This window comes from Novosphingobium sp. FW305-C-111 (assembly GCF_058783565.1).
Genome location: NZ_JBYSYP010000023.1, coordinates 1 through 24,949, shown reverse-complemented (window position 1 = coordinate 24,949; position 24,949 = coordinate 1). Strand labels below are relative to the sequence as shown.

Sequence of the window (24,949 nt, the reverse complement as noted above, 5' to 3'; positions counted from 1 at the left end):
CCATCGAAATGAGGGGTCCCTTTTAGACGCCGATCACCCCGCTAACGGGGTCCTTTTTGCACGCCGATCCACAAACACGATCGCGAGCCAGCTCGGCCCGGGCAGGAACTCGCCGTTGGGGCCGATCTCGAAGCCGGTGGGCGTCTGCATCCACGAATTGACCGAGAGGATCCAGAACGCCGAGACGAATGTCCCGAACGCCACCATCAGCGTCGCCGCGAAGTGCAGCCCGCGCCCGACCCGGCCCATCCCGAACAGCATGACGCCGAGGAAGCCGGCCTCGAGGAAGAACGCGGTCAGCACCTCGTAGGCCATCAGCGGGCCGATCACCCCGCCCGCCTTCTCCGAGAACACCGACCAGTTGGTCCCGAACTGGTAGGACATGACGATGCCGGAAACGACGCCCATCGCGAAGGCGACCGAGAAGATCCGCAGCCAGAACTTGAACAGGTCGAGGTACAGCGCCTTGCCCGTCTTCAGCCACAGCCCTTCGAGCACCGCGAGATAGCTCGCCAGCCCGATCGAGAACGCCGGAAAAATGAAGTGGAAGCTGACCGTGAACGCGAACTGCATCCGCGCCAGCGTGAGTGCGTCGAAATCGCTCAACACCCTTGATCTCCCCGGGTGGCCTGATGCGTCTTGTCGTTTCTGCCGCAACCATCTAGCCGATCGCGCCGGGGCCGACCAATGCAAAGCGCAGGTCCGCGGTTGCACGGGGCGCAATCGGTGGGTCCGCTTGCGGGGATCAACCTCCAGCCTTTGGATCAGCTTAGATCGACGATCCGTATGAGCTGCCCGTCGGCAATCGTCATGAAGGACGCGCCGCGCAAGGCTACGGGCTCTCCGGCCTTCATCGCTCCGAAATCGACGGCAGGGGTGCCGGTCCAGTCGACCTCCAGCGCGACCCGGTCACCGTCGACAACGGCTTGGCGGACGGACTGGTGGCGGGAGGCGAACATCGCCGCTGACTGTTGGGCCAGGTCAGCAAAGGCGGTGCGACCTGCGATCTTGATGCTCGCCCCGGAATTGGAGACGTTCTCGAACACCACGTCGTCGGCAACACAAGCGGCCAATGCGGCAACGTCGCTGCGATTATAAGCGTCGAGATAGCTTTGAACGACTTTCGGTATGGTCACGGGGATAGTCCTCCCGGCAGGCGCTAGTGCGCCATTCAACGGAAGATGCCTGCCGGCATCAGTTCACGTGATCGGCCCCGGCCCGACGTGTCAGGCCGGGTCGTTAAATCGCCCGTACGGCGCTGCGGGGACGTGAACCACGAAGGACATTTCGCGATTATGCCGGTCTTGCGCGGGTTTGTCGAGGTTGCCGGGGGGCGCCGGGTCCGCTTGCGCTTCTTGTCCGCGCCGCCACAGGGGGCTATCGGCCCGGCTCCCGTTCGAGTCGCAATCAAGGTCTTCCCCCGTGCCCAGCATCATCCCGCTTGCCGAGGTCGACGGCGATCTCGTCGAAGACCTGCTCGACATGGCGTTCGAACCGGGCCGCCGGGCGCGCACCGCCTACAAGGTGCGCGAAGGGACCGAAGCGCTGCCCGCGCTGAGCTTCGCCGCGCTCGACGACGACGACAACCTTGCCGGCACGATCCAGTGCTGGCCGGTCGCGCTGACAGACACGGACGGCCGCCGCCACCCGATGATCATGGTCGGCCCGGTCGCGGTGCTGCCGCACCTCCAGGGCCACGGCTATGGCCAGGCGCTGATGCAGGCGAGCCTATCCGCGCTCGATTCCCGCGCCCCGCTGCCGCAGGTGATGATCGGCGATCCCGAGTATTACGAGCGCTTCTTCGGCTTCTCGCCCGCGCACACCGGCGGCTGGCGCCTGCCCGGCCCGTTCGAGCAGCGCCGCCTGCTGTGCCGGACCGATAACCCTGCGGTCCTCCCCCGCGAAGGGATGCTGGGGCCTTGGAAAGGCTGAACGCTTCTGGCATCGGCGGTGCGTGCCCTACGAACCGCCTCCCGAACTCGCCGGCCTGAGCCTCGCCGAGATCGCCGCGCAGGCCGAGGCGCGCAAGCTACCGCCGCTCGAGCAGTGGTCGCCTCAGCGCAGCGGCGACAGCGAAATGCGCATCGCCGCCGATGGACGCTGGTTCCACCAGGGCGGCGAGATCACCCGCACCGCGATGGTGCGCGCGTTCTCCTCGCTGCTGATGCGCGGCGATGGCGGCCAACACTGGCTGGTCACGCCGTTCGAGAAGCTGTCCATCGCGGTGGACGACGCCGCGTTCGTCGCCACCGACATGGAAGTGCGGCATGACGAGGCGGGCGCACCGGTGCTCGCCTTTCGCCTCAACAGCGACGACATCGTATTGGCCGGTCCCGATCACCCGCTGCGGGTGGCCGGCGACGCCGATACGCCCGCGTTCTACCTTGCCGTACGCCACGGGACCGAGGCGCGGCTGAACCGCTCGACCTACGGCCAGCTCATCGACCATGCGCTGGCCGTATCGGGAGACGGGCCGCTGGCGGTCGAGAGCCGGGGGGCGCGTTTCGCGCTCGTGCCGCGATGAGCAACCGCTTGCTCGGCCGCCTGACCCGCCTGTTCGAGGAAGGTCACGCCCGCGACATCGGCCCGCTGCGCGACGACGCGCACTTTTCGATGACCGATACGCGCCGACCCGCGGCGGTGCTGATGGCGGTGACCGACCGCGCCGACACGCCCGGCTTCCTGATGATCCACCGCCCTTCGCACATGCGCTCGCACCCCGGGCAGGTCGCGTTTCCCGGCGGCAAGCTCGACCCCGGCGAGACCGCGATCGAGGCGGCGCTGCGCGAGGCGCACGAAGAGCTCGGCATCGACCCGCGCGACGTGCAGGTGGTGGGCGAGACCGACAAGTACCGCACCGCCACCGGTTACGACATCACCCCCGTTCTTGGAATCGTCCCCCCCGATCTGCCGCTCGTGCCCAACCCGGCAGAAGTCGCACAGTGGTTCGAGCCGCCGGTGGATTTCGTGATGGATCGGGCCAACCACCTGCCCGGCGAAGCCTTCTTCCAGGGGCAGACCCGGCGCTTCATCGAAATCCCGTGGCAGGGCCACCGCATCTGGGGCGTGACCGCCGCGATCATCGCCAACCTCTCGCGCCGGATTTCCTGGCATGGCTGACCGGCTCCCCCCCGCCGACTGGACGAAGCGCGAGGACCTCGCCGCGCTGTTCGCCGTCATCGACCCGGAGGGCGATAGTGCCCGCTATGTCGGCGGGGCGGTGCGCGACACGCTGCTCGGCATCGCGGTCAACGACATCGACGTCGCCACCCGGCACGAACCGGACGAGATCGTGGCGCGGCTGCAGGCGGCGGGGATCCGCTCGGTCCCGACCGGCATCGCTCACGGCACCGTCACCGCGATCCTGCCGGACGGTCCGGTCGAGATCACCACGCTGCGCCGCGACGTCTCGACCGATGGCCGCCGCGCGACGGTCGCGTTCTCGCAGCGGTGGGAGGACGACGCGGCGCGGCGCGACTTCACCATCAACGCGCTTTACGCCGATCCCCGGACGCTCGAGCTGTTCGACTATCACCGCGGGCAGGATGACCTCGCGGCGCGAACGCTGCGCTTCATCGGCGACGCCGGCCAGCGCATCCGCGAGGATTACCTGCGGATCCTGCGCTATTTCCGCTTCCAGGCGCGGTTCGGATCGCTCCCCGCCGACGCGGAAGCCGAAACCGCCTGCCGCGAGCTTGCGCCGGGAATGAAAGGCCTGTCGCGCGAGCGGGTCGGCTGGGAGCTGCTTGCCCTCCTCGCCCTGCCCGATCCGGTGCAGACCGTGGTGCGCATGGCCCAACTTGGCGTGCTGCGCGAGGTGCTGCCCGAAGCCGACGCCGCGCCGCTCGCCGCGCTGGTCGAGGCCGAACGCCGCGAGGGTGCCGCGCCCGATCCGCTGCGCCGCCTGGCCGCGATCCTGCCGGCCGATGTGGCGAGCGCCGAACAGGTCGCGGCGCGGCTGCGGCTGTCGATCGTCCAGCGCAAGCGGCTTGCCGCGGCGGCCGGGCGCGGGGACGCCAACGGCGCGGCGCGGGCGCTCGCCTACCGCATCGGCAAGGTCGAGGCGGAGGACCGGCTGCTCCTGACGGGCCAGAGCCTCGCCCCGCTCGCGGGGTGGACCGTGCCAGAACTCCCGCTCAAGGGCGGCGAGATCGTCGCGCGCGGGATGGGCAAGGGGCCGGACGTCGCCCGCATCCTGCGCGCCGTGGAAGCGCGCTGGGTCGAGGAAGGTTTTCCCGGGCGCGAGCGGGTGCTGGAATTGCTCGAGGCGGAGGTACGGACCTGAACCATATCCCGTCAGATATGAGAGTTACTCGTTACTCCCGTTGCCCTTCCACTCGCGCCGGTCTTCGGCCTGGCGCAGGACCTCGTAGGCGACCTGGATCGCCTGGAACGCCTTGGCCGCCTCGGCATCGCCGGGGCGGACGTCGGGATGGACTTCCTTGGCCTTGAGCCGCCACGCCTTGCGCACCTCGTCAAAGGTCGCGTCGGCCTCCAGTCCGAGAACCTCGAGCGCGCGCATTTCGTCGCGGGTGCGGGTGCCGTCGCCGGGGCCGGCCCAGCCGTAGTGCGCGGATTCGCGGTAACCGGCGCTTTCCTGCCGCTCGGCGTTCTCGCGGGCTTCGGCTTCTTCCTTGTCGAGCCCTTCGAAGTAGTTCCACCCGGCGTTGTATTCGGCGGCATGGCGCTGGCAGAAGTACCAGCGATCCGGGCTGTTAGGGCTCTTGGGAGCCGGGCAGTTGCCGGGTTCGCTGCACCCGGCGCGGTCGCACAGGCGGACCTGCGTCGCCTCGCGCGACGAGCCATAGCCGCGCCAGCGGGGGAAACCCCAGTCGACCGAGCGTCCGGCGCGGGCCATCAGCGCGCGTCCTTGAGGCTGGCGGCGAGCGCTTCGGTCAGCGGACGGCGGTAGGTGTCGGTGTAATCGGGCTGGGCGAGCGCGAGCTTGGCCCAATAAAGTGCCTCGCGCTTCGACAGGGTCACGCCGTCGCCTTCCGCATAAAGCCGCGCCAGCACGGCCATCGAGCCGGGAATGCCGTCCTGCGCGGCCTTGAGGCAGTGATCGAACGCAGCTCCGGCCTCGCCGCGGTATTCGGCGAGTTCGCACAGCCAGCCGTCGCTGCCGCGGTCCCCCTTGGCGGCGTACTCGCCAAGTTGCTGCGACGCGTCCTTCATCTGCCCGGCATAGACGCCCAGCGCATACCATGCATAGGGATAACCCTGCGCCGCCGCCCCCTGCCACAGCGTGGTGGCGCGGGCCTTGTCGACCGCCGCATTCTTGCCCTCCCACAGCCGGAACGCCATGTGCGCCTGCGCCTTGGGATAGCCGGTTTGCGCGGCTTTCTCGAAGACCTCGGCCGCAAGCGCCTTGTCAGCGGGGCGGTCACCGTAGTTCTCGAGGAAATAGCCGTACTCGAGCAGGCCCGCCCCGCCGCCACCGGCCGCCGCCTTTTCGAGGATCGCGCGGGCGGCAGGCAGGTCCTTGTCCACGCCGATGCCGAGGTAGAGCATCGCGCCATATAGGTACTGCGCGGTGGGATCTCCAGCTTGCGCCAGCGCCGCCACCGAACCGGCATCGGCCTGCCCGAGCACTCGGGCGATGACCTGCGGCTCGTCCTCCGTGGCGAGGGTGTGCTTGTCGATCGCGGCAAGCGCATCGCGCGCCTTGCCGGGGTCGAGCCCGGCGAACTTGCGGGTAAGCGTGGGGACCTGCGAGCCGGGCATCGGCTGGGCAATGATCTCGGGCGGCGGCGCCATCCCGGTCGCCCCGGGCGCTGTCGCTGTCGAGGTATAGACCGGCTTGGCCGAAGCGGCGGGTGCCGGCTGGCGGGTCTCGCCCTTCTTGACGGCTATCGAGAAGCCGCGTGTCGCCGGCTTGTCGGCGGTGGCCTGCGTCGCGCTGGGCCCGGCGCAATCCCCGGTCAGCTCGCAAACCACCGCGTCGGCCGATTGATCCGTCGACGGCGGCTGGTTGAAATAGAGCTCGTTCGACAGGAAGCCGTACGTGATCGGGATCTGCGGCCCCCCGGTCTGCTCTGTGGTCCGCCGCTTCACATCGGCGCGGACGAAGCTGAAGTAGCGCATCAGCTCGAGGTCGGGGATCGCCAGCCGGTCGACCACGGCCTGCGCGAACGGGCTGTTGGGCGAATTGACCGGGGCTGCATCGAAGGCGGAGGCCCCGCGGGCGGTGGAATAGAACACGACCCCTTCGAAATCGCCCGGCAGGTTGATCGTTCCGGCGGGACCGTCCGGCCCGTCGGGATCGGCGTCCTTGATCCGCACGATCGGATCGCGGGTGCGGCAGGCGTCGAGGAAGACGAGGCCGTTCTTCGCCTGCTTGACCGCCGCCAGCACCGTGGCGAGATCGACGAACTGGCCCTTCAGCCAGCCGCGCGCGGTCTCGACCGGCGCGTCCACGGGCACCAGCCAGTTGACCCCGGCATATTCGAAGCCGTGCCCGGCGAAATAGAACAGCGCGATGTCCGCCTTGGGCGCAAGGGCAGAGAACTGCTGGATCGCCGCGCCCATCGCGTCGCGGTCGGCGTTCTCGACCTTGATCACGCGGAAGCCCTGCCCGGCGAACCCGTCGCACACCGCCTGCGCATCGCTGCGGGCGTTGGGGAGCGTGGCCCACTGGCCGGGCAGGTAGGTGCCATTGCCGACCACCAGCGCGACCCGCTTCGAATCGCGCGCATCGTCGCACTTCGCCTGCGCCGCCGCCGGCAGCGCCAGCGCAGCGAACAGCAGGACGAGGAGGCGCAGCAGCTTCACGAGACGGGTCAATTCCAAACGAGTGATCCCGGCCGCGCGCGGGGCGCAGCCGGGACCACGGATAGGCTGATTTCCCGCCAGTTGAAAGCCTTGGCGGGGATCCGGCTTACTGGACGGTGACGGTCACCGCGCGGCGGTTGCGCGCCCAGCTCGCCTCGTCCGACCCGAGCGCCACCGGGCGCTCCTTGCCATAGCTGACGGTGGTGATGCGGCTGGCCTCGACCCCGATCGAAACGAGGTAGTTCTTGGCCGAGTTGGCGCGCTTTTCACCCAGCGCGAGGTTGTAGTCGCGGGTGCCGCGCTCGTCGGCGTGGCCTTCGACGATCACGCGCTTGGCCGGATAGCGGGCGAGCCACTGCGCCTGGCTTTGCAGCGTCGCCATGTCGGCGGTGTCGATGTTGAAGCGGTCGGTGTCGAAATAGACGGTGTCCGACGCGACCGAGGCGACGAAGTCTTCCTGGCTGCCGGGGGTCGGCGCGCCGGGGGTGGTCCAGCCGTCGTTGGCACCGGTGGTGGTGCTGGTGGTCGGGCCCGGATCGGGCGGGAGGTCCTTGGGCGTCGTCTTGCAGGCGGCAAGGCCAAGGCCGGCGGCGACCAGCATCGTGGTGGCGGCTATGTGCTTCATGGTCCAGGTCCCTTCAGTTCGTCTTACGTAAACAACAGTTCATCAGTGCAGGCAAGAATCCAAACACAAGATGAACGGCCTTAGGGGAGAACGGGTCCCCAAGCCGGGTCCGAGGCATCGGCCGGCGTGTTGAGCTTGCGCTCGTTCTTGCCGGTCAGGTCGACCTGCCAGATCGAGGCCTTGCCGCTGCCCTTGGCGGTACGGAAGAACTGGATGATCCGGCCGTTGGGCGACCAGGTCGGCGCTTCGTCCTGCCACGAGTCGGTGAGCAAACGCATGTTGCCGCCCGATGGATCCATCACCCCGATGCGGAAGTTGCCGGCGATGTGGGTGAAGGCGATCTGGTCGCCGCGCGGGCTCCATTCGGGCGTCGCGGCGCGGCCGCCGAAGAAGCTGATCCGCCGCTGGTTCGATCCGTCGGCGTTCATCACATAGACCTGCTGCGCGCCCGAACGGTCGCTTTCGAACACGATCTGCGAGCCATCGGGCGAGAAGCTGCCGCCGACGTCGATGCCGGGACTGTCGGTCAGCTTGACCGGGGTGCCGCCGCCCGCCGCCGAGACCTTGTAGATGTCGGTGTTGCCAGCAATCGCCATCGAATAGAGGATCCACTTCCCGTCCGGCGACCAGCGCGGGGCGAAGGTCGGGTTGGTGCTCTGCGTGACCAGCCGCTGCTGGCCCGTGCCGATGTCGTAGATGTAGATCCGCGGATTGCCGTTGAGATACGAGAGGTACACGATCGACTGGTAGTCCGGCGCATAGCGCGGGGTCAGCGCGGTCGCCTGGCCGTTGGTGATGAAGCGGTGGTTGGCCCCGTCCGAATCCATGATCGCCAGCCGCTTGACCCGGCGGTCCTTGGGCCCGGTCTCGGCGATGTAGGCGATCTTGCTGTCGAAGAACGGGCTCTCGCCGGACAGGCGGGAATAGACCATGTCGGCGCACTTGTGCGCGGCGCGGCGCCACTCCTCGGGCTTCACGACATAGCCCTGGCGGGCGAGTTCGCTGCCCTGCCCGACATCGTACAGATAGCAGCCGACGGTGAGCTTGCCGTCGCCGTTGGCGCGGACGAAGCCCTGCACCAGCATCTCGGTCCCGCGCGACTGCCAGCCGCCGAAGGCCGGCGCGGTGACCTGGCTATACGCCACGCCGGGCAGCGCATCCGGCCCGGTCGGCTTGAACAGACCGTTGTTCTTGAGATCGGCGAACACCACCCGCGCGACGTTGCGGCCCAGCACTTCGGTGTTGCCGCCTTCCGCCGCGGTGGCGACGGACTGGTCGGTAGCGAAGGCGGGAATCGCGATCTGGGCGTCGTCGTTGATCGTGCCGACGATTTCCTCTTCCTCGGCCGGCTGGCTCGACGCGGGCGGCGGGGCGACCTGCGCGAACGCGGGCATTGCCACGAACGCGAGGAGCATGGTCAGGCGAGCGGGTTTACGCACTATTGTCCTCTCTGCTTGCGAAGGCGGACCGGATAGTTCTTCCAGAACTCGTAGGAGTCCGCCGACAGGTTGAATGGCGAGGCGCTGCGGATCGCGCCTTGTGCACATTCGATGAAACGATTGACTTGCGGCGCGTTGGCTGCGGTTCGCCCGGTGACTTCCGGTGCATCCATCGACAGCACCCGCCCGCTTCGGTCCATGTGGATCATGATCCGCACCGCGAGCTTCTCGATATCGACCCCATCGACCGCGCAGCGGTTCCAGAACGGGAGGACTTCCGCGCCGATCGTTTGGCGGGCCGAGGCCTTCGCCGTGTCGCTGATGGCTTCCGCCGGATTGCCCTTCGCCCCCGGCTTCGTGCCGGTGTTCACGCCCTTGAGGAAGTCGTCGCCGATCCGGCTGCCGCCGACCGGCTGGTCGGGACGGCGACGGTCGCGGGTGTCGGCGGGCTTCGGCGGCTGCGCCTTCTGGGTAGGCTTTGGCTGCGGCTGCGCCTGCTTCGGCTGGATACCCGGGCGCGGCTGCGGCTGGGGCTGGACGTTGCGCGGCTGCGGCAGCGGCTGCGGCGCAGGCTGGGTCATCGGCAGTGGCTCGGGCGGAACCTCGCCCAGCATCGGTGCTTCCTCGGGCGCGGCGGCCTCGAACGGATTGGGCGAGGTCGATTGATCCGCCGTCTCCTCCGCCAGCGTCACCGTCATCCGCTTGGGCGGCGGCTGGACCTCACGCCCCGGCGCGCCGAACGCCAGCACCGCGACCAGCACGGCGTGCGCGGCGAGCGCGACGACGAGCGCCGCGCCTTCCTCGCGGCTGACGGCCGGTGCAGGCGGGGCAAGGGTCAAGGCGTCCTGCATGGCCATAGGGCTATGGCGATTCCGATGAACCGTTTGTGACCAATGACACCGAGTTGAAGCCGGCGGCGCCCAGTTCGCCCATCACCGCCATGACCCGGCCATAGTCGAGCGCCCGGTCGGCGCGCAGCGTCACCAGCGGCGGCTTGCCGCCATCGGTGGGAGCCAGCGCGGCCAGCCGCTCGCCGAGTTCGCCGGGGGACAGCTCGGCATCGTCGAGGAACACCGTGCCGTTGGCGTCGATGCTGACGGTGACCTGCTTGTCCTCTTCCTGCAAAGCCTTGGCCTTGCTGTCGGGCAGCTCGACCGGGACCCCGGCGACCAGCAGCGGCGCGGTGACCATGAAGATGATCAGCAGCACCAGCATGACGTCGACCAGCGGGGTGACGTTGATCTCCGCCATCGGGGCCCGTCCGCCGCGACCCCGGCGACCACGGCCTTTGCCGGATGAAAGGTTCATCGCCATCAGATCCTCCCCTGCAAGGGGAGGGGGACCACCCGCAGGGTGGTGGAGGGGCACGCGCGGTGAACGGAACCTGCCGGCAAGGCGGAGTTCACCCGCAGGTGCCCCTCCACCATGCTTCGCATGGTCCCCCTCCCCGTTCCGGTAAGGATGCTCACCCTCACTGCTCCAGTTCCCGTCCGAGGGTCGCCTGGAAGCGGTCGGCGAAGCGATACAGCCGGCTCTCGAAGCGGCTCACCGAGTGGCTGAAGCGGTTGTAGGCGATGACCGCCGGGATCGCCGCGAACAGGCCGATGGCGGTGGCGAACAGGGCTTCCGAAATGCCCGGGGCGACGACCGCGAGCGACGAGTTCTGCTGCGCGCCGATGTTGAAGAAGCTGTCCATGATCCCCCACACCGTGCCGAACAGCCCGACGAACGGCGCGACCGAGCCGACCGTGGCGAGGAAGTTCAGGCGGTTCGCCAGCCGGTCCGCTTCCGCCGTCACCGCGCCGTCGAGGATCGTCGCCAGCCGCTGGCGCAGTCCGTCGCGGTCGAGGTTCTTGCCCTTCATCGACAGGCGGAATTCGGCGAGCCCGGCCCCGGCGACGCGCGCGGCGGGGATGTCCTTGCGCCCTTCGCTCGCCTGGAACGCGTCGATGTCGCGCGCGGACCAGAAGCCTTCCTCGTATTGGTCGCACTTGCGGTTGGCGCTGCCCAGCTTGAGCATGAAGCTGACGATGATCGTCCAGGTCCAGATCGAGGCGAGGACCAGCCCGAGCATCACCGCCTGGACGATGATGTCGGCGTCGGTGAACAGTTTGATCGGGTCGAGCCGGGTCGGCACGTCGGTGGCCGCGGCAAGCAGGTGGAGGACGGTCATTCGGGGTTTTCCTGTGTGGACAGAACGGTCTGGAAGGCGGCGACCCATTCGCGCGGCTGGCGGCGCGGGCGGCCACCCGGCGCGACGAACGCGGCGCGCACGGTCGCTTCGGCGAGCAATTCCGCGCCCCGCATGGCGCGCTGGCGGATGCGGCACGAGGCGGCGGCGACCTCGAGCGTCTCGCTGAAGATGGTCACCGCGTCGTCGAGCTTCGCGGGGCGCAGATAGCGGATCGCCAGCTCGCTCACCGCATAGGCGCCCTCGCCCGCCTCGTGCGCGGTGCGCTGCTCGATGCCGAGCACACGCAGCATGTCGGACCGGGCACGCTCGAACCAGCGCAGGTAGTTGGCGTGATAGACCACGCCCGAAAGGTCGGTGTCCTCGAAATAGACCCGCACCGGGAACAGGTGGATCGCGCCATCGAAGCGGCCGGTCGGGGGATCGGGCAGTTGCATGGGCAGCCGGTTCTAGCCCCGCCGCGACTCCGGGGGCAACCCGGTTTGCGGGATTTTGTTAACTTCCGGCCCGAACCTCAGCCTTTGACCAGCATCGGCCCCATCTTGCGCCCGCCGAACAGGTGGACGTGGAGGTGCGGGACCTCCTGGTGGCTGTCGAGCCCGGCGTTGGCCAGCAGGCGATAGCCCGGCGCGACCAGCCCCTGTTCGCGCGCGACATGGCCGACGGCGCGGACGAACCCGGCGATCTCCGCCTCGCTGGCCTTGGCCGAAAAGTCGTCCCACGACACGTAAGCGCCCTTGGGAATCACGAGGATGTGGAGCGGCGCCTGCGGGTTGATGTCGTGGAACGCGAGCGCGAACTCGTCTTCATAGACGGTGCGGTTGGGGATCTCGCCGCGCAGGATCTTCGCGAAGATGTTCTGATCGTCGTAAGGCTGGGTGGCGTCGACGGCCATCAGGCGCTCCTTGCTGCTTTTTCGGCGATCCCCGAGGTGCCCTCGCGGCGCTGCAGCTCGGCCGTCACCTCGGCCAGCGTGACGCCCGATGCGCCCAGCAGGACCATCAGGTGAAACACGAGGTCCGCCGCTTCGCCGACCAGCCCGGCCTTGTCGCCGGTGACCGCCGCGATCACCGCTTCGACCGCCTCCTCGCCGACCTTCTGGGCGATCTTGGGCAAGCCCTTGGCGTTGAGCCGGGCGACATAGCTTGCGTCCGGATCGCCCTTGCGGCGCTCCGCAATCGTCGCTTCGAGGCGGGTGAGGATCGCGCCGTTGTCCATAGGCCGCGGCATGGCGCGGGCCGCTGCGCGGGTCAAGTCTCCCCCACTCTCGTCGTCATTGCGAGGGGCGAAGCCCCGCGGCAATCCAGCGCGGTGCCGTCAGTCGCGGCGGCGGCGGGCGCCCTGGCGGCCGATGACGAGGCCGATCACGCCCAGCGCGAACAGCGCGAGGTCGGTCGGTTCGGGCACCGCCGTGCTGGTCTGCGCAAACGCCGGAGTGGCTGCCGAAAGCAGGACGAGGACCAGGAAGGTTCGGGCAAAGCGCATCACGGAAATGTTAATGCACTTCGCGTGCCACGAATGGAAATCGGCGCGATTCCGCGCGTTTATGCGGTTAACGCGAAGCCGGACATGAGGCGTCTTGTAAACCCCGCCGACAGCAAAATCCGAATCGGATCAGGCCCTTGCCGGAAGCCCCGCGGCGCGCAGCGCGGCATGCGCCTCGGCAACCGAATGCTGGCCGAAGTGAAAGATCGAGGCGGCGAGCACCGCGCTGGCATGCCCCTTGGTGACCCCCTCGACGAGGTGGTCGAGGTTGCCGACCCCGCCGCTGGCGATCACCGGCACCGGCACCGCATCGGCAATCGTGCGGGTGAGTTCGAGGTCATAGCCGGCCTTGGTCCCGTCCCCGTCCATCGAGGTGACGAGCAGTTCGCCCGCGCCGAGCCGGGCCAGCCGCACCGCGTGCTCCAATGCGTCGATCCCGGTGCCCTTGCGCCCGCCGTGAGTGAAGATCTCCCACTTGCCGGGCGCCACCCGCCGCGCATCGACCGAGCCGACGACGCACTGGCTGCCGAACTTCTCGGCGATATCGCCGACCAGCTCGGGCCGCGCGACTGCCGCGGAGTTGACCGCGACCTTGTCCGCCCCCGCGAGCAGCAGCGCCCGCGCGTCCTCCACCGCCCGCACCCCGCCGCCGACGGTCAGCGGCATGAAACAGACCTCGGCCGTCCGCGCGACGACGTCGAGCAGCGTCCCGCGCCCTTCGTGGCTGGCGGAAATGTCGAGGAAGCACAATTCGTCCGCCCCGGCCGCGTCATAGGCGCGCGCCTGCTCGACCGGGTCGCCGGCGTCCTTGAGGTCGACGAAGTTGACGCCCTTGACCACGCGCCCGTCGGCGACGTCGAGACAGGGAATGACACGAACGCGGACGGTCACGCCCGCTCCGCAATCGCGATCGCCGCCGCGAGATCCAGCCGCCCCTCGAACAGCGCGCGCCCGGTGATCACGCCTTCGATCCCGTCGGCCTCATGCACCTTGAGCATGTGGATGTCGTCGAGCCCCTTGACCCCGCCGCTGGCGATGACCGGGATATCCACCTGCCGGGCAAGGTCCACGGTCGCGTCGATGTTGACGCCCTTCAGCAGCCCGTCGCGGCCGATGTCGGTGAATAGCAGGCTGGCGACACCGGCATCCTCGAAGCGGCGGGCGAGATCGACCACGGCGACGTCGGAGACGTCGGCCCAGCCCTCGGTCGCGACCATCCCATCGCGGGCGTCCACCGCGACGACAATGCCGCCGGGAAACTCCTTCGCCATGTCCTTGACGAACTGAGGGTCCTTGAGCGCCGCGGTGCCCATGACCACGCGAGAAACGCCGAGATCGAACCACCCCTCAACCGCCTCGCGGCTGCGGATCCCGCCGCCCAGCTGGACGTGGCCGGTGAAGCTTTGGAGGATGCCCTCGACCGCCTCGCGGTTTTCGGCCCGGCCCGCGAACGAACCGTCGAGATCGACGACGTGGAGGAACTGCGAGCCCTGCGCCGCGAACAGGCTGGCCTGGTGCGCCGGGTCGTCGCCATAGACGGTGGCGCGGGCCATGTCCCCTTCGGCGAGGCGGACGACCTGGCCGCCCTTGAGGTCGATTGCGGGAAAGACGATCATCGTGGGCGCGCGCCTAGCACCGGACGGCCTGTCTGCAAAGGCGGATGGGACAGGTGCTTTCAGCCAGCTGCTAGCTAACGTCGTCCCGGGCTCGACCCCGGACCGCTGCGAGCACGGTGCAAGGCTGCCAGCGGTCCCGGAGCAAGTCCGTGACGACGCCGCGTACCCGCATGAGCGACCCGGATAAGTATTTCCCCTCAGCCCCACGCCCCCGCCCCGCTAACCGTGCCCGCCTATCCTCTGCCCATGAACGCGCCCGTTCGTCTCCCCGGTGATGGCAAGGTCGGACGCCGCGGCTCGCCCCGGCTGCGGCTGCACGTGCCCGCGGAACTCGTGCTGGTCGACGGGCAGACCCCGTGCCTGCTCGACGATATCTCGCGCACCGGGGCCTCGCTGAGCGTTCCGCGCGCGGTGTTCCGCGGGACCGACGGCCTGCTCCGCTGCGGCGGGCTGGAGCTGTTCGGGGCTATCGTCTGGACGCGCCACGGCCGCTGCGGTCTCGCCTTCGACGAGCCGCTCCCCGAAGCGGTCGTGCTGGCGCTCAGGACCATCGAGGACACCCTCCACCGCGCCGAAATCGAGGCCCGCCGCCGCGCCGCGCGCGACTGGGTCGGCGGCTGAAGCGGCAGAGTTGGCAGCGTGCCGTAGCGTCAACTTGACGTTTACGTAAAAGTTTTCGCTCCGACCCCACGAAGGACTCGATTCCGGCGCGAATCTGCGCCATTTCTGCGGTCATACCGCGCGGAAGCCACGCCGCGGATGGAGCATGAGAGGAGGCTTCGATGGACCTCGAATTCGATGCGAAGGATCTTGCCTTCCAGCAGGAAGTGCGGACCTTCATTGCCGAAAACTACCCCAAGGAACTGCGCGCCAAGCAGGATTCCGGACAGGAGCTCGAGAAGGAGGATTTCCTCTCGTGGCACCGCATCCTCTACAAGCAGGGCTGGATCGCGCCGTCGTGGCCGGTCGAGTACGGTGGCACCGGCTGGACCACCACCCAGAAGTTCATCTGGTCAGAAGAGATCGCCCGCGCCGACTGCGTGCGGATCATGCCGTTCGGCGTGACCATGGTCGGCCCGGTGATCTACACCTTCGGCACCGAAGAGCAGAAGCAGCGGTTCCTGCCCCGCATCCTGTCGGGTGAGGACTGGTGGTGCCAGGGCTATTCCGAGCCGGGCTCGGGCTCCGACCTCGCCTCGCTCTCGACCCGCGCGGTGCGCGACGGCGACGACTACATCGTCAACGGCCAGAAGACCTGGACCACGATGGCCCAGCATGCCGACTGGGGCTTCTTCCTCGTCCGCACCAACCCCGAGGCGAAGCAGCAGGAAGGCATCTCGTTCCTGCTGATCGACATGAAGACGCCCGGGATCACCGTGCGCCCGATCATCACGCTGGGCGGCGAGCACGAGGTCAACGAGGTGTGGCTGGAGGACGTGCGCGTTCCCGTCTCCAACCGCATCTACGAAGAGGACAAGGGCTGGACCTGCGCCAAGTTCCTCCTCGCCCACGAGCGCACCGGCATCGCCGGGGTCGCGGGATCGAAGCGGGGGATCGAGCGGATCAAGCAGTTCGCCCGCGTCGAAGTGCCCGGCGGCGAACCGCTGATCGCCGACCGCAACTTCCGCCGCAAGGTCAGCGAGCTGGAGATGGACCTCACCGCGCTCGAATTCACCGAACTGCGCACGCTGGCTGGCGAAGCCGCGGGCAAGGGCCCGGGGCCGGAAGCCTCGATGCTCAAGGTCATCGGCTCGGAAATCCAGCAGCGGATCACCGAGCTGACGCTGGAGGCGGCGGGCCATTACGGGGCGCCGTGGTTCGGCGGCAGCCGCGGGATCAGCAACGAGACTGGCGTCGGCCCCGACTGGGCGCTGCGCAGCGCGCAGAACTACTTCAACGTGCGCAAGACGACCATTTATGGCGGGTCCAACGAGATCCAGCGCAACATCATCTCGAAGGCGGTGCTGGGGCTCTGAGCCCCGGCACAAAGAACCTTACAAGGGATCGAGGACATGAATTTCGAATACACCGAAACGCAGGTCATGCTGCGCGACACGCTCGCGCGGTTCCTGGCCGACACCTACGACTTCGAGAAGCGCAAGAAGATGGTCGCGAGCGAGGAAGGCCGCGACCCCGGCGTGTGGCGCGCGATCGCCACCGAGCTCGGCCTGACCGGCGCGCCATTCAGCGAAGAGATGGGCGGTCTCGGCGGCGGCGCGGTCGACAACATGGTGATCATGGAGGAACTCGGCAGCGCGATCGCGATCGAGCCGTGGCTCCAGACCGTGGTGATCGGCGGCGGCGCGCTGAAGCACGCGGGCGGACCGCTCGCCGAAGCGGTGATCCCCCAGATCATCGGCGGCGAGGCGCTGATCGCGTTTGCCTATGCCGAGCCGCAGGGCCGCTATGACCTCGCCAACCTGCTGACGACCGCGAAGAAGGACGGCGCGGGCTATGTCCTCAATGGCCACAAGGCCGTGGTCCAGGCCGCGCCGTGGGCGACCCACCTCCTCGTCACGGCCCGCACCGGCGGCGCGCAGAGCGAGCGTTCGGGCGTGGAGATGTTCCTCGTCGAAGCCAATGCGCCGGGCATCTCGCGCCGCGACTATCCGACCGTCGACGGCGGGCGCGCGTCGGAAGTGTACTTCGAGAACGTCGCGATTCCGGGCGACGCGCTGCTGGCCGGCGGCATCGACCTGGTCGAGCGCGTCGTCGACGAAGCCTGCATGGCGATTGCCGCCGAAGCCATCGGGGTGACCCGCAAGCTGCAGGAAGGCACGCTCGAATACGTCAAGCAGCGCCGCCAGTTCGGCCAGCCGATCGGCAAGTTCCAGGTCCTCCAGCACCGCCTGTCGGACATGTTCATGCAGGTCGAGCAGATCGCCTCGATGACCCTGATGGGTACGCTGAAGCTCGATCTTCCGGCGGACGAGCGCAAGGCCGCGGTCAGCCTCGCCAAGGCCAAGGTCGCGCGCTCGGCCAAGTTCGTCGGCCAGAACGCGATCCAGACCCACGGCGGCATCGGCATCACCGAGGAGCTGGCGATCGGCCACTACTTCAAGCGGGCGACGATGATCGAGCACCAGTTCGGCAATGCCGAATGGCACCTCGACCGCTACGAGGCGCTGACGCTGGGGGCGTGAGGTTTCGCCACTGAAGTATCGTCATTGCGAGGAGCGCAGCGACGACGCAATCCTGGGTTCCACGCGGCTCTGGATTGCTTCGGCCTCCGCCTCGCAATGACGAGTTCCTGATTGCCCAGGGTGGCGCGTCAGTCCCCGCTGCGGAAGCCGATGCGCAGCACCCTGGTGCGCTTCTTCACCCAGTTCCACGCGCTGACATTGGCGCCGTTGCGCACGCGGCGCGCCCGTGCGCGGCCGCGCTGGCGCAGGCTCATCACCTCGAGGAACAGCCACACCGCGAGCAGGAACGCGGCCGCGCACAGCACGACCAGCAGCAGAAAAGTCGAATTGCCGTCCACCCTTGGCTCTCCCTGCGCGCGATTCTGCGCGAGCGAGCCTTAGCCTGCAATCTCCAAACAGACCGTTTCGGACTGGGCGGGTTCGCTACCCAGGGCTCGTCATTGCGAGGAGCGCGGCGACGAAGCAATCCAGGCGCGGCGCGTGCGCATGGATTGCCGCGGCCTTCGGCCTAGCAATGACGATGGGGGTGAGGCCGCCGTAGCGGACTTACATCCCGGGGATCTTGAACCCCGGCGGCAGGCCCATCGAGCCTTGCGCCTTCTGCAGCTCGTCGTTCGAGACCGCATCCGCGCGGGTGCGGGCGTCGTTGAAGGCGGCGGCGACGAGATCTTCGAGGATCTGCTTTTCGCTGACGGCGAGCAGGCTCTCGTCGATCGTCACGCCGGTGACGCGGCCCTTGGCGCTGGCGCGGATCTTGACCAGCCCGCCGCCCGAAACGCCTTCGACCTCGAGCGTATCGAGCTTGGCCTGGACTTCGGTCATCTGCTTCTGGATCGTCTCGGCGGCCTGCTGGGCCGCCTTGATCATCTCTTCCATCGATTTCATGCGCGTTTGCTCCAGGGTGTGTCCCGTTCATCGCGGGACTCATCGATCAGTTCCGCGTCGGGGAACGCGGCGAAGGCGGCCTTGACGAGGGGCGAGGCGAGCAGGGCGGCGTGGGCGCTCTGCGCCTCGGCCTCGGCGCGCTCGCGCAGGGACGGCTGGGGATCGCCGACGGCGTGCTCGACCGTCCAGTCCTGCCCGGTCGCGGCGTCCAGCGCCTTGCGGATATCGCCGGCGCAGTCGTCGGAAAAGCCGGGCGCGAACTGATAGCGGAGGAGGCCATCGCGGACCTCGACCGGGCGCACCCAGTCGCGCAGGATCTGCCCGACACGGAGCTGCCCGGCGTCCTCGACCCTGGCGACGAGCGCCGCCCAGTCGACCGCGCGGGCCACGGGCGCCGAGGGGGCCGCGCCGGGCTCCGCCGGGGCGGCGGGGGCATGCGCGACAATCTCTTCCAGCTTCTTCGCCAGCGTCCCGGGATCGGGCAGGTCGGCGGCGTGGAGCACGCGCAGCAGCGCCATCTGCGCCGCGACCAGCGGATCGGGTGCGGTCCGCACTTCGTCGTAGCCCTTGAGCAGTAGCTGCCACAGGCGGTGGAGCTGGCCCGGCGAAAGCCGTTTGGCCCAGTCCTCCAGCACCGCGCGCTCCTCGGCCGAGCGCGCATCCGCGCCGCTTCCGCCGACTTGCGCGACGGTGACCCGGTGGACCAGTTCGAGCTGGGCGCGCATCATCGCCACCGGCTCGACCCCGAGCGCATACTGCGAGGCGACCTCGTCGAGTAGGCCCTTGCCGTCGCCGGCCAGCACCGCGGAAAGCAGGCGCCGCTGCATCGCCTTGTCGGCGAGGCCGAGCATGTCGCGGACCTGTTCGGCGGTGACCTTGCCCCCTCCCGCCATGTCGGCGTGGCTGATCGCCTGGTCGAGGATCGACAGCCCGTCGCGGACCGATCCCTCGGCCGCGGCGGCGACCATGGCCAGCGCCTCGTCCTCCGCCTCGACGCCTTCCTTGGCGCAGATCGCGGCGAAGTGTTCGCGCAAGGTGCCCGACTGGATCCGCCGGAGGTCGAAGCGCTGGCAGCGCGACAGGACCGTGACCGGCAGCTTGTCCACCTCGGTCGTGGCGAACAGGAACTTCACGTGCGCTGGCGGTTCCTCCAGCGTCTTGAGCAGCGCGTTGAACGCGTTGCGCGAGAGCATGTGGACTTCGTCGATGATGTAGATCTTGTAGCGCGCCGAAACCGCCGCATAGCGGACCGCCTCGATGATCTCGCGAACGTCGTCGACGCCGGTGTGGCTGGCGGCGTCCATCTCGATCACGTCGATGTGGCGGCCTTCGGCGATGGCGCGGCAAGGCTCGCATTCGCCGCAGGGAGAGATCGTCGGCCCGCCGTGCCCGTCCGGGCCGATGCAGTTGAGCGCCTTGGAAATGAGCCGCGCAGTCGAGGTCTTGCCGACCCCGCGCACCCCGGTCATCAGGAAGGCATGGGCCAGCCGGTCGCGCCGGATCGCGTTGCCGAGCGTCTGGACCATCGCCTCCTGCCCGATCAGCTCGGCGAATGTCTGCGGCCGGTACTTGCGGGCGAGGACGCGGTAGGGCTGGCTCGGCGCGGCGGCGGGTGCCGCGACAGGAGCCGCGGGGGGCGGCGCAGGCTCTTCCTTCACGACCGGTGCGGCGGGCGCGGGCGCAGGATCGCCGAACATCGACGACTGCCCCGCCGCCTCCAGCTCGGCCGCGGTCGGTGCGTCGTCCTGCTCCTCTTCGCCAGGATCGCCGAACATGTCAGGTGAATCGCCCATCGCATCCTATCTAGGAACTCGGGCGCGCGTTGTCGAAGGGATCGCGGTGATGAGGGTGGAAAAGGAGCCGGCCGACCCGCCGCAACCCGTTGTGGCTGCTTCCTTCCGGACCTGACCAGGTTGGCGGACGCTAGCGTCCGACCGACTCCCGGGCGGGCATATGGCGGGGCGTGACGGGTTTGGCAAGGGCAGCGTCGTCCCGGGCTCGACCCGGGACCGCTGTGAGGCTGGGCGCTTGGCTGCCGGCGGTCCCGGATCAAGTCCGGGACGACGGGATCAACGAAAGTTGTCGGCGTAGCTCTGCAGCTTGAGCCGCTTTGGCGGCGTCGGAATCACGTGCGCCTCGATCCCGTAGCGCGCGGCATAGGCGACCGCCTCGGCCTCCGAGCCGAAGCTCAGCACGACCTGCGCCTGAGTGTCGCCGCTGCCGGCCCAGCCCATCAGCGGGTCGGGGCGCTTGGCCATCGCGGGTTCGAATTCGAGCAGCCAGTCGTCGGTCCGGGCCTTGCCGGACTGCATGGCGTTCTTCGGGCGCTGGAAGATGCGTGCGGACATGGCCTGCGCTTGCACACGAATCGCAGCGGGAATCAAGTCCCCCTCCCGCATGCGGGAGGGGTTAAGGGTGGGCACGGAAGCCGCTGAGGTTCAGTACAGGCTCACCCCCGGCCCCTCCCGCAAGCGGGAGGGGAGCTACCCCCGCCCCCGCTCGAACGCGTTCCTGGTCTTGAGGCTGGGATCCTCCGCCCACGGTTCGTCGGGCCAGCGGTGCCTGGGGTACCGCCCCTTCATGTCCTTGACCACGTCGCGCCACGAGCCGCGCCAGAAGCCGGGGAGGTCGCTGGTCGTCTGGATCGGCTTGCCGCCGGGCGAGGTCAGGCTGAGCAGCAGCGGGCGCGGCGGCTGGCCGATGGTTGGGTGCCGCTCCAGCCCGAACAGCGCCTGGACGCGCAGTTCCACGGCAGGCCCGCCGTCGTGGGCATAGTCGATGGCGTGGCTGGTCCCGGCGGGCGAGCGGAACTCGGCCGGGGCGAGCCGATCGAGCTGCTGGCGCTCGTTCCAGTCGAGCCGGTCCAGCAGTGCCTCGTGCAGCTTGCCGGAAGGCAGCGCCAGATCGCGGCGCCCGCCGAGCAGTGGTTCAAGCCACGAAAGGTCCTCGATCAGCGCCGCTTCGCTCAGCGCCTCGAGCCCGGCGTAGCGCGCGCGTTCGAGGAGGGCCTGAGCCTTGTCGCCCAGCGGCAGGACGGACAGGCCCTTCACCCGCACCGTTTCCACCAGCAGCGCGGCGACCGCCGACGGGTCGGGCTTTGGATCGGGCACGCGCTGGAGGACGATGGCCCCCATCCGCCGCTCGAGCCGCGCCTCGACCCGCCCTTCCGCCTCGTTCCAGCTGAGCGAGTGGCGCTCCTCCAGCCGGTGCGGCAGGAAGCGGGCGATGTCGGCTTCGTCGAGCGCGATCGCCGCCATGATCCGCGCCCCGCTCGCCTGCCCCTGCGCGTCGCCGATCACCAGCCACTGCGCGGTGGCGAGCGGGCTGGCGGGATCGAGCCGGTAGCCGCGCCCGCCCGCCGAGAGCCACTCCTCCCCGCTGGCCGAGCGGCGGCGCGCGACGCGGTCAGGGAAGGCCTCGGCGAGGAGGACGGCGAGAGGCACGCTCCCCACACCCGCCCGTGCTGAGCTTGTCGAAGTACCGCCCTTTTCTGCTCCAGATGAGGAAGGGAAGGACGGTCCTTCGACAGGCTCAGGACGAACGGTGATAGAATTGCGAGCCAGAAGGGCCATGCGCGCCCACCTTGCCGCCAGCTTGCGCGAGGCCTCCGCCCGGCCGCCGCGTTCGCGGTCCCAGCGCTCCAGTCGCCGGGCGAGGTCTTCGCCCGGCCCGCCCAGCCCGCGTTCCTGCAGCAGCAGCGCGAGCTTTGCCGCGTCCTCCGCCGCGCCGCGTTCGGCCGCAAACAGCAGCATGTGGGCGAGCGCCGGCTCCATCGGCAACCTCGCCAGCGCGCGGCCGTGGTCGGTGATCCGGCCCTCGGGATCGAGCGCCCCCAGCGCCGCCAGCTGCCCCCGCGCCGCCGCCAGTGCTGCGGCCGGCGGCGGGTCGAGCCACGCCATCGCGCCGGGATCGCCCGCGCCCCACTGCGCCAGCGTCAGCGCCAGCGGGGCGAGGTCGCTGGTGGTGATCTCGGGCGGGTCGAACGGCGGGCGGCCGGCGTGCGCGGCCTCTTCCCAAAGACGGTAGGCGACGCCCGGACCCTGCCGCGCGGCGCGGCCCGCGCGCTGCGCCGCCGCCGCCTGGCTGGCGCGGTGGGTGACGAGGCGGGTGACGCCCGCGGCCTTGTCGAACTCCGCGCGGCGCGAAAGACCGGCGTCGACCACCACCCGCACCCCGTCGAGGGTCAGCGAGGTCTCGGCGATCGCGGTCGCCAGCACGATCCGCCGCCGCCCCTGCGGATCGCGGCGAATGGCGGCGCGCTGGCCCGCGGGTTCGACCTGCCCGTGGAGCGGCAGCACCAGCGCGTTCGGCAGTCGCTCGGCGAGCAGCGCGGCGGTCCGCTCGATGTCGCGCACGCCGGGGAGGAAGGCGAGCACGTCGCCCTCTTCCTCGCGCCAGGCCTGCTGGATCGCGCTGGCCATCGCCTGTTCGAGCCGCTGGTCGGGCCGCGCCCCCAGCCAGCGCAGCGCGAGGGGGAAGGCCTTGCCCTCGCTCTCGACGACCGGGGCATCCCCCAGCAGCCGGGCGAACCGCGTCCCGTCGATGGTCGCGCTCATCACCACCAGCCGCAGTTCCTCGCGCAGCACCCCCTGCGCCTCGATCGCAAGGGCGAGGCCGAGGTCGGAGTCGAGATGCCGCTCGTGCGCCTCGTCGAACAGCACCGCGCTGACCCCGGCGAGCTCCGGGTCGGCGAGGATGGTCGCCACGAAGATCGCCTCGGTCATCACGAGGATGCGGGTTCTCGCCGAGCGCTTCGTGTCGAGCCGCGTCAGGTAGCCGACGGTCCCGCCCGCGTCCTCGCCCATCAGCTCGGCCATGCGCTCGGCGGCGGCGCGGGCGGCGACGCGGCGGGGGGAGAGGACGATGACGCTGCCGGTGCACCACGGCTCGGCCAGCAGCGCCGGAGCGACTGCGGTGGTCTTGCCCGCGCCCGGCGGGGCGATGAGGACGGCGCTGGTCCGCTCCCGCAGCGCGGCAGTCAGTTCGGGAAGGACGGCGTGGATCGGCAGCCCGGCCACCGGCGGGGTCCTAGAAGCGGCGGGCCACCGCGAACTCGGCGGCCTCGACCATCGCCGCCTTGGCCTCGCTCGCCGGGAACCCGGCGATGGCGTCGATCGCGCGCTGGGCATAGTGGCGGGCGCGCTCGCGGGTGGCGAGAACCGCGTCGTGGCGGCCGATCAAGCGGATGGCGTGGTCGAGATCGTCCGGGCCATTGCGCCGGCCGCTGATCGCCTCGCGCCAGAACCCGCGCTCTTCCTCGCTGCCGCGGGCATAGGCGAGGATCACCGGCAGGGTCATCTTGCCCTCGCGGAAGTCGTCGCCCTGGTCCTTGCCCATTTCGGCGCGGCTGGAATCGTAGTCGATCGCGTCGTCGGCAAGCTGGAACGCGATGCCGAGGTTGCGGCCATAGGCGTCGAGCGCCAGCTCCTCCGCCTCGCCGCGCTCGGCCACCACCGCGCTGATCCGGCAGGCGGCGGCAAACAGCGCCGCGGTCTTGGCGTTGATGATCGAGAGGTAGCGTTCCTCGCTGGTCTCGATCTGGCGCTGGGCAACCAGCTGGTCGACTTCGCCCTCGGAAATCACCGAACTGGCACCCGAAAGGATCTTCAGCACCTTGAGGCTGCCATCCTCGACCATCAGTTCGAACGCGCGGGTAAACAGGAAGTCGCCGACCAGCACCGTCGCCGGATTGCCGAACACGACGTTGGCGGTCTGCTTGCCGCGGCGGGTGTCGGACCCGTCGACCACATCGTCGTGAAGCAGCGTGGCGGTGTGGATGAACTCGACCGTGGCGGCGAGCTTGTGATGGCGATTGCCCGGATAATCGAGCAGCGCCGCGCTTGCCAGGGTGAGCATCGGGCGCATCCGCTTGCCGCCGCCGGCGATCAGGTGGCCGGCGAGCGCCGGGATCAGCGGGATGCGCGACTGCATCCGGTCGAGGATCACCTGGTTGACGCTGTTCATGCCGTTGGCGACCAGCGCCATCAGCGGTTCGAGCGACGGCTCCTTGCGAGGGCCGAGATGGTGGACGGTCGCGGACATCCTCGCAGCCTCTGGGCGAGCGGCGGCGGCTTGGCAAGGGTCAAGTTGCGCGCTAGCGGAGCCGGAGCAAGCGGGAGTAGGGCATGACGGGGCAGACGAGCGGTGCGGGCGAGGATCCGGTGCTGGCCGGCTATCGCCAGTCGATCGACAACATCGACGCGGCGATGATCCACATCCTCGCCGAACGCTTCCGCATCACCCAGGCGGTCGGCGCGTACAAGGCCGAAAAGCAGCTCCCCGCAAGCGACCCGGGCCGCGAGGAACGCCAGATCGCCCGGCTGCGCGGGCTTGCCGAAGAGGCAAAGCTCGATCCGGAGTTCTCGGAAAAGTTCCTCCGCTTCATCATCGACGAGGTGATCCGGCACCATATCCGGGCGCAGGGACAAGGCTGAGGCGCGTAGTCCCGGGCTGGACCCGGGACCGCTGTGAGGCTGGGTGCTGTGGCGGTATGCCCACCCCTAACCCCTCCCGCCTGCGGGAGGGGAACTGGTCGCGCCAGTCCGAGAGCGAGCGCTCCATTCTCCCCCTCCCGCAGGCGGGGAGCCGCAGGCGTTCGCGAAGCGAACAGCGGGTCGGGGGGTGGGCCTGTCCGCAGATCACCACCCATCATCCGGCAGCGACCCCGGACGTAACGCTAGGCTGAAACCATCGAATCGCGCGGCCGGCCGCGGCGCCATGTGCCGCGGGAGGGGCGGTGTCTGTACGCATCGCGAACGGCGCAAGGGGAGCAGACGCCCGGTGCGCTCGGCCTG

General features: G+C 69.3%; 28 protein-coding genes, 1 other RNA gene and 1 pseudogene. 8 read left to right on the top strand and 22 right to left on the bottom strand.

The annotated features are described in order from the left end of the window. Positions 1-72: 72 nt before the first annotated feature. Positions 73-573 (bottom strand): annotated as a pseudogene (locus AC3WLD_RS18395) (cytochrome ubiquinol oxidase subunit I); the annotation flags it as partial. A 191-nt stretch (positions 574-764) separates the two neighbouring features. Continuing rightward, positions 765-1,136, bottom strand: a complete 372-nt coding sequence (locus tag AC3WLD_RS18390) for a nuclear transport factor 2 family protein (protein ID WP_492558356.1) — start codon at positions 1,134-1,136, stop codon at positions 765-767. Between the two features lie 286 nt (positions 1,137-1,422). Between AC3WLD_RS18390 and AC3WLD_RS18385 the strand changes: the two genes are divergently transcribed. Genes AC3WLD_RS18385 through AC3WLD_RS18370 form a run of 4 tightly spaced genes read left to right on the top strand, consistent with a single transcriptional unit; the run spans position 1,423 to position 4,285 of the window. Beyond that, positions 1,423-1,932 (top strand): GNAT family N-acetyltransferase, encoded by a 510-nt coding sequence (locus tag AC3WLD_RS18385; RefSeq protein WP_492558355.1) that lies wholly within the window; start codon positions 1,423-1,425, stop codon positions 1,930-1,932. A gap of 22 nt (positions 1,933-1,954) precedes the next feature. After that, entirely contained in the window at positions 1,955-2,524 is a 570-nt protein-coding gene (locus AC3WLD_RS18380; RefSeq protein WP_492558354.1) for a DUF1285 domain-containing protein, read from the top strand. Beyond that, positions 2,521-3,120, top strand: coding sequence for a CoA pyrophosphatase (locus tag AC3WLD_RS18375; RefSeq protein WP_492558353.1), 600 nt, complete (start codon positions 2,521-2,523; stop codon positions 3,118-3,120). Before AC3WLD_RS18380 ends, AC3WLD_RS18375 begins: the two co-directional genes overlap by 4 nt. Continuing rightward, positions 3,113-4,285, top strand: a complete 1,173-nt coding sequence (locus AC3WLD_RS18370; protein ID WP_492558352.1) for a CCA tRNA nucleotidyltransferase — start codon at positions 3,113-3,115, stop codon at positions 4,283-4,285. Before AC3WLD_RS18375 ends, AC3WLD_RS18370 begins: the two co-directional genes overlap by 8 nt. 24 nt (positions 4,286-4,309) lie before the next feature. On the opposite strand, the gene AC3WLD_RS18365 is transcribed toward AC3WLD_RS18370, so the two are convergent. The 13 genes from AC3WLD_RS18365 to hisA form a co-directional block, all read right to left on the bottom strand. Next, a complete protein-coding gene (locus AC3WLD_RS18365) occupies positions 4,310-4,858 on the bottom strand; it encodes a J domain-containing protein (protein ID WP_492558351.1) in 549 nt (182 codons plus the stop codon). Continuing rightward, positions 4,858-6,789, bottom strand: a complete 1,932-nt coding sequence (locus AC3WLD_RS18360; RefSeq protein WP_492558350.1) for a caspase family protein — start codon at positions 6,787-6,789, stop codon at positions 4,858-4,860. The genes AC3WLD_RS18365 and AC3WLD_RS18360 overlap by 1 nt, the downstream gene beginning before the upstream one ends. An 88-nt stretch (positions 6,790-6,877) precedes the next feature. Continuing rightward, complete coding sequence (gene pal, locus AC3WLD_RS18355; RefSeq protein WP_492558349.1) at positions 6,878-7,396, bottom strand: peptidoglycan-associated lipoprotein Pal; 519 nt, start codon at positions 7,394-7,396, stop codon at positions 6,878-6,880. A gap of 80 nt (positions 7,397-7,476) precedes the next feature. Further along, on the bottom strand, positions 7,477-8,811 hold the full coding sequence (tolB, locus tag AC3WLD_RS18350) for a Tol-Pal system beta propeller repeat protein TolB (protein WP_492558357.1): 1,335 nt from the start codon (positions 8,809-8,811) through the stop codon (positions 7,477-7,479). A 23-nt stretch (positions 8,812-8,834) separates the two neighbouring features. After that, positions 8,835-9,692: a hypothetical protein gene (locus AC3WLD_RS18345; protein ID WP_492558348.1), complete on the bottom strand. Its 858-nt coding sequence runs from the start codon at positions 9,690-9,692 to the stop codon at positions 8,835-8,837. A gap of 4 nt (positions 9,693-9,696) precedes the next feature. Beyond that, on the bottom strand, positions 9,697-10,149 hold the full coding sequence (locus AC3WLD_RS18340) for an ExbD/TolR family protein (protein ID WP_492558347.1): 453 nt from the start codon (positions 10,147-10,149) through the stop codon (positions 9,697-9,699). A gap of 157 nt (positions 10,150-10,306) precedes the next feature. Further along, positions 10,307-11,008 (bottom strand): protein TolQ, encoded by a 702-nt coding sequence (tolQ, locus tag AC3WLD_RS18335; RefSeq protein WP_492558346.1) that lies wholly within the window; start codon positions 11,006-11,008, stop codon positions 10,307-10,309. Next, positions 11,005-11,463 (bottom strand): YbgC/FadM family acyl-CoA thioesterase, encoded by a 459-nt coding sequence (locus AC3WLD_RS18330; RefSeq protein WP_492558345.1) that lies wholly within the window; start codon positions 11,461-11,463, stop codon positions 11,005-11,007. Before AC3WLD_RS18330 ends, tolQ begins: the two co-directional genes overlap by 4 nt. Positions 11,464-11,540: 77 nt before the next feature. Beyond that, on the bottom strand, positions 11,541-11,921 hold the full coding sequence (locus AC3WLD_RS18325; RefSeq protein ID WP_492558344.1) for a histidine triad nucleotide-binding protein: 381 nt from the start codon (positions 11,919-11,921) through the stop codon (positions 11,541-11,543). Further along, positions 11,921-12,244 carry a phosphoribosyl-ATP diphosphatase gene (locus AC3WLD_RS18320; protein WP_492558343.1) on the bottom strand — a complete coding sequence of 108 codons (324 nt, stop codon included), beginning with the start codon at positions 12,242-12,244 and terminating at the stop codon, positions 11,921-11,923. Before AC3WLD_RS18320 ends, AC3WLD_RS18325 begins: the two co-directional genes overlap by 1 nt. A 99-nt stretch (positions 12,245-12,343) precedes the next feature. Next, positions 12,344-12,511 (bottom strand): hypothetical protein, encoded by a 168-nt coding sequence (locus AC3WLD_RS18315; protein WP_492558342.1) that lies wholly within the window; start codon positions 12,509-12,511, stop codon positions 12,344-12,346. Positions 12,512-12,640: 129 nt separating this feature from the next. Continuing rightward, positions 12,641-13,402 carry an imidazole glycerol phosphate synthase subunit HisF gene (gene hisF / locus AC3WLD_RS18310; protein WP_492558341.1) on the bottom strand — a complete coding sequence of 254 codons (762 nt, stop codon included), beginning with the start codon at positions 13,400-13,402 and terminating at the stop codon, positions 12,641-12,643. Further along, entirely contained in the window at positions 13,399-14,127 is a 729-nt protein-coding gene (hisA, locus tag AC3WLD_RS18305; protein WP_492558340.1) for a 1-(5-phosphoribosyl)-5-[(5-phosphoribosylamino)methylideneamino]imidazole-4-carboxamide isomerase, read from the bottom strand. The genes hisF and hisA overlap by 4 nt, the downstream gene beginning before the upstream one ends. A 246-nt stretch (positions 14,128-14,373) precedes the next feature. On the opposite strand from hisA, the gene AC3WLD_RS18300 reads away from it, so the two are divergent. The 3 genes from AC3WLD_RS18300 (at position 14,374) to AC3WLD_RS18290 (ending at position 17,270) form a co-directional block, all read left to right on the top strand. Next, positions 14,374-14,748, top strand: coding sequence for a PilZ domain-containing protein (locus AC3WLD_RS18300; RefSeq protein ID WP_492558339.1), 375 nt, complete (start codon positions 14,374-14,376; stop codon positions 14,746-14,748). 161 nt (positions 14,749-14,909) lie between these two features. After that, a complete protein-coding gene (locus AC3WLD_RS18295; RefSeq protein ID WP_492558338.1) occupies positions 14,910-16,103 on the top strand; it encodes an acyl-CoA dehydrogenase family protein in 1,194 nt (397 codons plus the stop codon). Positions 16,104-16,139: 36 nt separating this feature from the next. After that, entirely contained in the window at positions 16,140-17,270 is a 1,131-nt protein-coding gene (locus AC3WLD_RS18290) for an acyl-CoA dehydrogenase family protein (protein ID WP_492558337.1), read from the top strand. Positions 17,271-17,398: 128 nt separating this feature from the next. Here the strand turns inward: AC3WLD_RS18290 and AC3WLD_RS18285 are convergent, their stop codons facing one another. From AC3WLD_RS18285 to AC3WLD_RS18255, 7 genes are all read right to left on the bottom strand, one after another. Further along, on the bottom strand, positions 17,399-17,608 hold the full coding sequence (locus AC3WLD_RS18285; RefSeq protein WP_492558336.1) for a hypothetical protein: 210 nt from the start codon (positions 17,606-17,608) through the stop codon (positions 17,399-17,401). A 208-nt stretch (positions 17,609-17,816) separates the two neighbouring features. Beyond that, positions 17,817-18,155, bottom strand: a complete 339-nt coding sequence (locus AC3WLD_RS18280) for a YbaB/EbfC family nucleoid-associated protein (RefSeq protein WP_492558335.1) — start codon at positions 18,153-18,155, stop codon at positions 17,817-17,819. Further along, positions 18,152-19,948 (bottom strand): DNA polymerase III subunit gamma/tau, encoded by a 1,797-nt coding sequence (locus tag AC3WLD_RS18275; protein ID WP_492558334.1) that lies wholly within the window; start codon positions 19,946-19,948, stop codon positions 18,152-18,154. The genes AC3WLD_RS18280 and AC3WLD_RS18275 overlap by 4 nt, the downstream gene beginning before the upstream one ends. 57 nt (positions 19,949-20,005) lie before the next feature. Next, positions 20,006-20,100: signal recognition particle sRNA small type (gene ffs / locus AC3WLD_RS18270), an RNA gene on the bottom strand. 124 nt (positions 20,101-20,224) lie between these two features. Next, the gene (locus AC3WLD_RS18265; protein WP_492558333.1) at positions 20,225-20,503 is read right to left on the bottom strand and encodes an ETC complex I subunit; all 279 of its coding nucleotides are present in this window, start codon (positions 20,501-20,503) and stop codon (positions 20,225-20,227) included. 135 nt (positions 20,504-20,638) lie between these two features. Next, positions 20,639-23,173 carry an ATP-dependent helicase HrpB gene (hrpB, locus tag AC3WLD_RS18260; RefSeq protein ID WP_492558332.1) on the bottom strand — a complete coding sequence of 845 codons (2,535 nt, stop codon included), beginning with the start codon at positions 23,171-23,173 and terminating at the stop codon, positions 20,639-20,641. Between the two features lie 10 nt (positions 23,174-23,183). Continuing rightward, the gene (locus tag AC3WLD_RS18255; protein WP_492558331.1) at positions 23,184-24,197 is read right to left on the bottom strand and encodes a polyprenyl synthetase family protein; all 1,014 of its coding nucleotides are present in this window, start codon (positions 24,195-24,197) and stop codon (positions 23,184-23,186) included. Between the two features lie 83 nt (positions 24,198-24,280). Between AC3WLD_RS18255 and AC3WLD_RS18250 the strand changes: the two genes are divergently transcribed. Next, a complete protein-coding gene (locus AC3WLD_RS18250; RefSeq protein WP_492558330.1) occupies positions 24,281-24,589 on the top strand; it encodes a chorismate mutase in 309 nt (102 codons plus the stop codon). Positions 24,590-24,949: the final 360 nt, after the last annotated feature.